At 58.5% G+C, this 7,430-nt stretch carries 11 protein-coding genes; 7 read left to right on the top strand and 4 right to left on the bottom strand.

Going from position 1 to position 7,430, the window contains the following annotated elements:
• The 6 genes from B5G37_RS15295 to B5G37_RS13790 all read left to right on the top strand — a co-directional run.
• Positions 1 to 430: hypothetical protein (locus tag B5G37_RS15295; protein ID WP_158099440.1), on the top strand; the 430-nt coding region annotated here is incomplete at its 5' end.
• Positions 431 to 472: 42 nt separating this feature from the next.
• A complete protein-coding gene (locus tag B5G37_RS13815; RefSeq protein ID WP_087258785.1) occupies positions 473 to 733 on the top strand; it encodes a hypothetical protein in 261 nt (86 codons plus the stop codon).
• A 225-nt stretch (positions 734 to 958) separates the two neighbouring features.
• Entirely contained in the window at positions 959 to 1,432 is a 474-nt protein-coding gene (locus B5G37_RS13805; RefSeq protein WP_087258781.1) for a hypothetical protein, read from the top strand.
• The gene (locus B5G37_RS13800; RefSeq protein ID WP_087258779.1) at positions 1,429 to 1,698 is read left to right on the top strand and encodes a hypothetical protein; all 270 of its coding nucleotides are present in this window, start codon (positions 1,429 to 1,431) and stop codon (positions 1,696 to 1,698) included. Before B5G37_RS13805 ends, B5G37_RS13800 begins: the two co-directional genes overlap by 4 nt.
• A 5-nt stretch (positions 1,699 to 1,703) precedes the next feature.
• Positions 1,704 to 2,417 carry a hypothetical protein gene (locus tag B5G37_RS13795; protein WP_087258777.1) on the top strand — a complete coding sequence of 238 codons (714 nt, stop codon included), beginning with the start codon at positions 1,704 to 1,706 and terminating at the stop codon, positions 2,415 to 2,417.
• A gap of 22 nt (positions 2,418 to 2,439) precedes the next feature.
• Positions 2,440 to 2,907 (top strand): hypothetical protein, encoded by a 468-nt coding sequence (locus B5G37_RS13790; protein ID WP_087258775.1) that lies wholly within the window; start codon positions 2,440 to 2,442, stop codon positions 2,905 to 2,907.
• A 175-nt stretch (positions 2,908 to 3,082) separates the two neighbouring features.
• Here B5G37_RS13790 and B5G37_RS13785 read toward each other — a convergent pair whose 3' ends face one another.
• From B5G37_RS13785 to B5G37_RS13775, 3 genes are all read right to left on the bottom strand, one after another.
• Positions 3,083 to 3,379 (bottom strand): hypothetical protein, encoded by a 297-nt coding sequence (locus tag B5G37_RS13785; protein ID WP_143482970.1) that lies wholly within the window; start codon positions 3,377 to 3,379, stop codon positions 3,083 to 3,085.
• A 58-nt stretch (positions 3,380 to 3,437) separates the two neighbouring features.
• Complete coding sequence (locus B5G37_RS13780; RefSeq protein WP_087258771.1) at positions 3,438 to 3,662, bottom strand: hypothetical protein; 225 nt, start codon at positions 3,660 to 3,662, stop codon at positions 3,438 to 3,440.
• 72 nt (positions 3,663 to 3,734) lie between these two features.
• A complete protein-coding gene (locus B5G37_RS13775) occupies positions 3,735 to 3,968 on the bottom strand; it encodes a hypothetical protein (protein ID WP_087258769.1) in 234 nt (77 codons plus the stop codon).
• A gap of 168 nt (positions 3,969 to 4,136) precedes the next feature.
• Between B5G37_RS13775 and B5G37_RS13770 the strand changes: the two genes are divergently transcribed.
• Positions 4,137 to 4,901: a hypothetical protein gene (locus tag B5G37_RS13770; RefSeq protein ID WP_143482969.1), complete on the top strand. Its 765-nt coding sequence runs from the start codon at positions 4,137 to 4,139 to the stop codon at positions 4,899 to 4,901.
• Positions 4,902 to 5,057: 156 nt separating this feature from the next.
• On the opposite strand, the gene B5G37_RS13765 is transcribed toward B5G37_RS13770, so the two are convergent.
• Positions 5,058 to 7,430, bottom strand: a 2,373-nt coding sequence (locus tag B5G37_RS13765) for an InlB B-repeat-containing protein (RefSeq protein ID WP_143482968.1), incomplete at its 5' end; no start/stop codon positions are given.

Raw genomic sequence — 7,430 nt, 5'->3', positions numbered from 1 at the left:
GGCGGAGGAAGGTAACGGGAACAGTGATCTGCTGGCGGCGGCCCGGTCAATGGAGCAGGTGGCGAGAAAGCAGAAGAACCTGACCATCGAACTGAGGCAGACCACCAAGGCGGTCGCCGACGCGCTGAAGGAGATCGAGGCCATCCGCAGCAGCCTCCATGACATCACCAGTCAGGCGCAGCAGGCAGCGTTGAACGGCGTCACCGCTGCGCAAGAGAAGGCGCAGGAGGAGACCATCAAGCGATTGGATGAGGTGTCGAAGAAGAACATCGAGTACATCGATGCTCTCACGCAGGAGTCCAAGCGCCGCATCGAGCGGCTGAAGATGGTCACACTCCCGGACCGCCTGTTCAACTTCGGGAAGTGGACGGCCCTCTTCCTCATCCTCATCATCCTGTGCCACATCGTGTGGACCATGATGATGGGATGAGCAAAATCAGAAAGTCGATCCTACAAGGGAAAGGAACCCATAATGGAAAAGAACGAGATGGATCGGGTCAAGCAGCGGTACACCGAGCTTGCCAACGCGCTTGGCGAATTGAGTGGACTGTTGGACTCGCTCAAGAAAACGATCCACAAGTTGGAAGGACTTGCCGCGCTCATCGATTTGCAGATCGACGCGGTGAATCCGAAGCGTGACGGAAACGCCATGGGACTTCTGCCCGGCACTTCCGAAACTGCGGAGCTGTCATCGGATGAACAGACAGCGGAACGGACGGAGGAGCAGCAATGACATATGAACAAGCGTCGTATACCTTCTTCAGTATCAGTATTGTGATAGGGATGGTCTTAGTTATGTATAGCTATACTGATAGGTGCAGGAAAGAGCGCAAAACGCTCTTCACCTTTCTTGGATGTCTGATAATCGTCACAACAGTTTTCATCACGTTATTGGCTACGGGCACCATCTCCCTGCCCTCGCTATTGGAACAGTTGTTAGATTGATAGGAGTGTAAGAATGAACGGACTAGACCTGACCTCGTGGATCGAGAAGGCATCGACGGTGGGGATGATTCAGACGGTCTGCGCCGTCGCAGCCCTCATCTCGGGCGGACTTTGCTTCTTCGTATTTGTCACATCATTCGGCAGTGAACCATCTAAGCTGAAAAGAATCTCCTTCGCCTTTTCTCTGGCAGTTTTCGGTCTGTCCTTGATCTGTGGGACACCCACAGGTATCTACCATAGAACCGAACTGTCGGAGACACAGTTCAACCGGTACGTGGCTGATGGGTACGGTCTTGCCGAACTCGACTGTACCCTGCCCGACGATTATCTCGAAGGTATGGATGACTTCACAACATGCACCGCCGTTCCCGAGAACGCCGACATGATGGTAAAAACCAAAGTCACCCGTAATCTCAACTTCATCATCCTCGACAGCCGTGCCTACCTGTACGACGAGAACGGGAAACTCATGGAGGTCAAGCAATGAGTCTGAAGGTCATCACCTGCTACGCGCTGGAATGCGACTGGTGTGGACGCCGCATTCCCGACCGGGAAAGCGAGTTCGTCGGCTGGGACACGGTGGACGGCATCAACGCGGAACTACAGGATCAGTACGAGCGGTGGGGCGTCACCGAGGATGGACGCCACTGCTGCACCGATTGCCTCACCGTCACCGGCGACGATCGGTATGTGACGCCGGATGGGACGGCGGCCACGCTGTTGAACGGAATCCACATCACGGAAAGGACGTGATCGAAATGGCTGGGGTAATCGAGGTGACGGATTTTGAAGTCACCGCGGAGCGGAAGGAAGCTGGTGAAACGCGGTCATCCGTTTTCGCACGGATCGACATTGTGGTGACGGTGTTGTTCACCCTGTCCATGCTGATCTCCGCTCTCATGGTTCTAAGCGTGATGGTGGCGATCACACTGGAAGCAGTGGGCATCGTCTCCCTTCCCTCGCAATTGAATGTGATCCCGATAAAGGCGATGGCACTGTGGATGGGTGCGGCTGGCCTTGTGTGGATTGTGAAAATGGTGTGGCAACGGTGTCCGGAGACACCGCGTCTTGTTCAGGGGATTTGGGCTGCGGCAGCCGTGGCGTTCGCGGTGCTGAGCCTCATCTGCGGCTATGGGTTCCTGAAAGAGAATTGGCGAGTATTCTTCCCATGGAAGCCGGTCTCGATGCAGTGGGAGGTCACCAACATTGATTCCGTCAGGCCGCTGCTTGATGAATACGGCGAGTTCCAAATCGGCATGGATGGCACCGTGGAGGCCAAACTGCCCGAACATTGTCCGGCTGGTTCCGATCCCATCCAAGTGGGCAGGCTGCCGGAGAGTGAGGCGTGGAGGAAACAGTTCACACTCGATCCAAACGCGCTGATGGAGTACGGCAACCGCTGCCACGTGTACAGCTTCATCCTCAGCTTCGACGGCACCACGGCGACGTTGTACAGCACGGATAGTCAATAAATCCATCCAAAGGAAAGGAACGATGATGGAAGAGGAAAACAATAGGATTGTCGAAACCCTGCTCGGGCTGTCCGGTGCATCGGACGAACACATGGAGGAGGTGCTGTCCGCCATTCCGCTCTTCACCGAACGGAACATGCTCAGCGAATGGGACGGCCTGCCGGTGAAGAGCAGGCTCCCTCCGGAAGTGGAGGCCGGGTTCAAGACCCGCAACCAGTGGGAGGAACAGGACTTATATCCGAAAGATGATGCGCGGCCAGTTCGTATGCACCCCTCATCGCGTGCCAAGCGCACCTTTGATTACTACTGTGTGTCCGACATCGAAGAAGTACAGCAGACGGAGGAGGAACAGGTTCGTATGACCATCCGCGTCGATGCCGAGGTCAAGAGAAATCTGCAACGGCAGGCGAAGGAACTGGACATGTCCGTATCTGAATACATCGCCCTGCTCGTGATGCACCCCTGCGACGAGGACGGCGAAACGGAGTGACGGAAATTGAAAGGCCCCGGAGGGATTCTTCCCCACGGGGCTTTTGCTATATCATCGCTGCGGATTTTAGGAGATGAGGCGCGTCCGACCATGCGCTTTTCCATGCGTCTTTTCTAGTGCGTCATCGTCCAAATCAAAACAAATTCTTTTCGGCTGTTTTCTATCACGTGCTCGCCTATTCAGCGCAAATGAGGTAAGGACGGTGGCGGCGAAGCAGTTGCAGATAATCCTCTCCATTCGGTCTTTCATCCTCATAGGTGGTCCAGCTCTTCACGTTCTCCATCACCCACTTCTGCTCGCACAGGCAGCACAACGCCACTGGCTGCGCCGAATGGTTCGACTGAACATCCTTCGCCTGCCACGAACCGCGACCAATACGCACGTTGCCGAACGATTCCGCGATCTTTCCCACATGATCGTAGAGCGCATCCAGACTGTACCCATGACGTACCGCCTTGGCTTCATCAAACACAATGGTGAAACTCCACGGTTTTCTCTGTATCTTATTCACATTTATCGCCCCGTTCTTGTCAATCGTTCTTCCTCCATCCATACTGAACATAATAGCGCCTGACCCACGCATCATTCTCCTCGCTGACGCTTCTCGCCGCAGCCTGCACCTCGTCAAGGTAGCAGTCCAGATTCAGCTTTTCGTCACGTTCCCATGCCGCGAGAAGTTCATTGATGGCATATTCAAGATCGGGCGGAACCTTGAACGGCAGTTGTTCAGGCCGCAGGATTCCGGATGTATCCATACTCTTCCACCTCCCTATACGCTCTTCCCCCAAGGATATGGCAGGATGGAGCGTCAACGATAACCGGCACCGTCAGAACAACATGTGATACACCATAATGGTGATGATGTTGAGCGCGGTGCCGAGGAACGCCCACCTGACGGCCATCTTGCCGATGAAGCTGTTCTTCTTCCGCCAGCGCAGCCAGACGAGCAGCGGGCCGAAGAGGTTGAACCAGTATCCGACTATGATCCATACGATCCGGTCGAATCCGGTGGGAACGGGAACGCGCATATTGGGGTCATACACCCCCGGCTCATATCTCATAATCATCGCCTTCCTGTGCGGTGCACTTCAAAATATATTCTGCTATTTTTCTATTTTACCACATTATGATGTCCTTTTCAATGGATTCCAAGACGTCCGGCCCGTCCGTTGTTCCGTATAATGGTGGGCGAGGCTGTGCAGCCTGACTCTCATGGAAAGGACACGATCATGACAGATAATCGAAGTATCAAGCGCGGGTTTGCGGTGTTCGTTGCCGTGGCGGGCCTGACGGGAATCCTGACCGGATGCGGCGGGCTGTCCCTCAGCGGCCACACCTATTACAGCGTCTCCGCCATCGACGGCGACGAAAGCTCCATCAGCTTCGATGGCGATACATGGAAGATGACGGAGGACGACAACTGGTATTCGGGCACATGGGAGCAGGCCGAAAACGGCGGCATCACCCTGAACGAGTCCCACGGCGAGATCATCACCCTGACTCCCATCGAGGGCAGCGACGGATACCAGTATGCGGGCGAGGAGAAGCTGGGCACCCGCTTCTACCCGAGCAAGGAGGAGGCACAGGACGCCACGCAGGAGTTCACCGAAAACCTGCCGAACACCGTTATGGACTATCTGGAATCCGCCGACTGGAAGAAGGAAGTGTCCGCCGGAAGCTCCTGCCAGCAGCCGGAGACGATCTCGTTCAAGGACGGCGAGGCCAGCTTCGCCAAGGGCGTCTACGATCAGGGCAGCTACGTCTTTCACCAAGGCCCGAACGACGGCGAATGGGGCGTATCCGATCACTCCGGAGAATACAAGGTGACCGTAGATCAATTCTCCACCGTTGAGACGAGCGACAATCCCAAGTTCATCGGCTCCCTCACCATCGGCGACGCGGAGACCACCTACAAGCTGGAAGTCCTGTCGGATGGCATGAGGCTCACGCTGGATAAGGACAACACCACGGACCTGATCTTCACCGCCGGATGATCGTCCGTCTGGTGTCTGGTTTAGTATATCACTGAGGGCGTGGTCTTCTCCTATTCCCGACGCCCTTCCTCTTTCCCCAGAGTAAAGCCGGTGAGGACATTCAAAATCCTCACCGGCTTTACTGTTGCCTACACCGGACTTACGTCCAAGGGACGGTCAGCGGCGATCACGATGGGTGCGGCGGAACAGGTGGATGCCCGCCCCCAAGCACGCCGCAGACGCCAGCACAGACACGACAATGCCGATGGAGGCACCGGTGTCAGCGAGACCATCCTTCCGATCCTCGTCGCCGGGAACGTCCGTCTTGGTATCGCCGGAGTCCGCAGGGGTACTCCCGTCCGGTTCGCCGGGCGTGTCAGTCTCCTGCCCCTGCGTGGCGGCGAAAGTGTAGGCGACGGTGCGCTCACCGTTGGTCAGGGTGAACATGTAGCCGTCCTCCGTTTCCTGACGGATCACGGTCCAGCCTTCGGGCACGCCGTTCAGTTCGACCTTCGCGCCCTCATCGATCCGGTATTCACCGTCCTTGGCCGGGTCGAAGCCCTCCACGGGCTTGCCGTCCACGGTGGCCGTCACGCCCGCAAGTTCATCGATGGGGGTGTTCTGCTCCCATGCGGCGTCGAGGACGATGTTGCCCGTGATCGGCGTGGTGAAATCGTAGGGCTGGCCGTCCAGCAGCCAGCCGGTGAAGGTATAGCCGTCGCGGGTGGGGTCCATGGGCTTCTCCACGGTGCCGCCTTCCGTGATGGTCTGCTGTTCCACCGCAGTGCCGCCGTTGGTGCGGAACGACACCGTGAACGTGGTTACAGGTTCCTCGGTCTTCTCCCAGCCTGCGGTGAGGGTGATGTCCCCGGTGACGGGCGTGGTGAAGTCATACGGTGTTCCGTCGAGCAGCCAGCCGGTGAACTCGTAGCCGTCACGCGATGGTGCGGAGGGTTCCTGCACGGTTTCGCCCTCCTGCACGTTCACCGTGACCGTGTTGCCGGTGCCGTCATCGAATGTGACGGTGTGGATGGTCGGTGCGGGTTCCCCGCTTTCCTCCCAGCCCGCCGTCAGGGTGATGTCACCCGTGATGGGCGTGGCGAAGTCGAACGGCTTGCCGTCCAGCAGCCAGCCGGTGAACGTGTAGCCGTCGCGGGTCGGGGTGCCGGGGTCGATGGCGGCCGCGCCGTCGGTGACGGTCTGAGCGGGGATGGTGCTGCCACCGGCGCTGTCGAATGTGACCGTGTGGGTGACGGGTGCTGGCGGCTCGTTCTCCTGCCAGCCCGCCGTCAGGGTCAGGTTCCCCGTGATGGGCGTGGAGAAGTCGAACGGCCTACCGTCGAGCAGCCATCCGGTGAAGGTGTAGCCTTCACGGGTGGGCGCTGCCGGTTCCGTGATCTTCTGCCCGTGGTCGATGGCCTGTTCGGGTACGCTGCTGCCGCCTGCCGTATCGAAACGGACCGTGTACGTGTTGATGGTCCACCCGGCGGTCAGGGTGATGTCACCGGTTACCGGAGTGGCGAAATCGTAGGTCTGGCCGTCCAGCAGCCACCCATCGAACCGGTATCCGTCGCGCACCGGGGCGACAGGCTCGGTCGCCTTTCCGCCGTCGGTGACCTGCTGGCTGCCGGTCATGCCCTCGATGCCGTAGTCGAAGGTGACGGTGTGGATGATGGTTTCCGGCTGGAACACGTACTCCACGGTAATGCTGCCGTCCTCGCTGGTCATGGTGAAGCCCAGCCCGTCCTGCATGGGTGTGGCGTTCCATCCTTCGGGGATGCCATCGAGGTCCACGCTGGTGGTGCCTGCCGGGACGGGGAATGTGCCGCCGTTCACCGGGTCGAATCCCTCAACGGGCTTGCCGTCCACGGTGGCGGTGACGGTGTTCAGATCATCCTTGCTGGGCGTGGGCCGCTCCTCCTCAAACGTCCATGTGACGCTGAGGGAACCATCCGGCGAGGTTACAGTCCATGTGAGGGTGCCCTTTTCATGGGTCACCTGCCAGTCCGATGGGATGCCGGAGAGGCTGACCGTCGAACCGGAGGGTACAAGCCATGTGCCGGACTGTGTGGGATCGAAGTTGTCCACTGGAATGCCGTCCACGGTGGCGGTCACGCCCTTCAGATCGTCCGTGGACGAAGCGGGCTGCTCCTGCTCGAACGTCCAAGTGACGCTGACCGAGTTATCCGGCGCGGTGATCGCCCACACGAGGGTGCCGTCCTCGTGGGTCGTCACCCAATCCGAGGGAATCCCTTCTAGGCTTACCGCAGCGCCATGGGGAATCGTCCATGTGCCTGTCTGTGTTGGATCGAAGCCTTCTACCGGTTCCCCGTCCACGGTGGCCGTCACGCCCTTCAGCTCGTCCACGGTGTAGACGTGGGGCACGGTGAACCGGTAGGTCACGCTGATCTTCCCGTCCGGGCTGCTGACAGTGTACAGCCAAGATTTGTCCATGGATAGGGGCGGTTCGTTGACGAGCGAGACGTTCCAGCCTTCGGGCACGTTCTTCAGAACGACACCGGTGGCGTCCTGCGGGAGCGTCCATTCGCC

The sequence above is a fragment of the Pseudoflavonifractor sp. An85 genome, from assembly GCF_002161235.1.
In the GTDB taxonomy this organism is placed as follows: domain Bacteria; phylum Bacillota; class Clostridia; order Oscillospirales; family Oscillospiraceae; genus Enterenecus.
This window is presented reverse-complemented; position numbering and strand designations above follow the sequence as displayed.

What these genes read in the sequence shown, in the direction of transcription:
- B5G37_RS13800 (WP_087258779.1), top strand. Translation starts at nt 1,429, where the DNA reads ATGAGTCTGAAGGTCATCACCTGCTACGCGCTGGAATGCGACTGGTGT.
- B5G37_RS13805 (WP_087258781.1), top strand. Translation starts at nt 959, where the DNA reads ATGAACGGACTAGACCTGACCTCGTGGATCGAGAAGGCATCGACGGTG.
- B5G37_RS13795 (WP_087258777.1), top strand. Translation starts at nt 1,704, where the DNA reads ATGGCTGGGGTAATCGAGGTGACGGATTTTGAAGTCACCGCGGAGCGG.
- B5G37_RS13790 (WP_087258775.1), top strand. Translation starts at nt 2,440, where the DNA reads ATGATGGAAGAGGAAAACAATAGGATTGTCGAAACCCTGCTCGGGCTG.
- B5G37_RS13775 (WP_087258769.1), bottom strand. Translation starts at nt 3,968, where the DNA reads ATGAGATATGAGCCGGGGGTGTATGACCCCAATATGCGCGTTCCCGTT.
- B5G37_RS13770 (WP_143482969.1), top strand. Translation starts at nt 4,137, where the DNA reads ATGACAGATAATCGAAGTATCAAGCGCGGGTTTGCGGTGTTCGTTGCC.
- B5G37_RS13780 (WP_087258771.1), bottom strand. Translation starts at nt 3,662, where the DNA reads ATGGATACATCCGGAATCCTGCGGCCTGAACAACTGCCGTTCAAGGTT.
- B5G37_RS13815 (WP_087258785.1), top strand. Translation starts at nt 473, where the DNA reads ATGGAAAAGAACGAGATGGATCGGGTCAAGCAGCGGTACACCGAGCTT.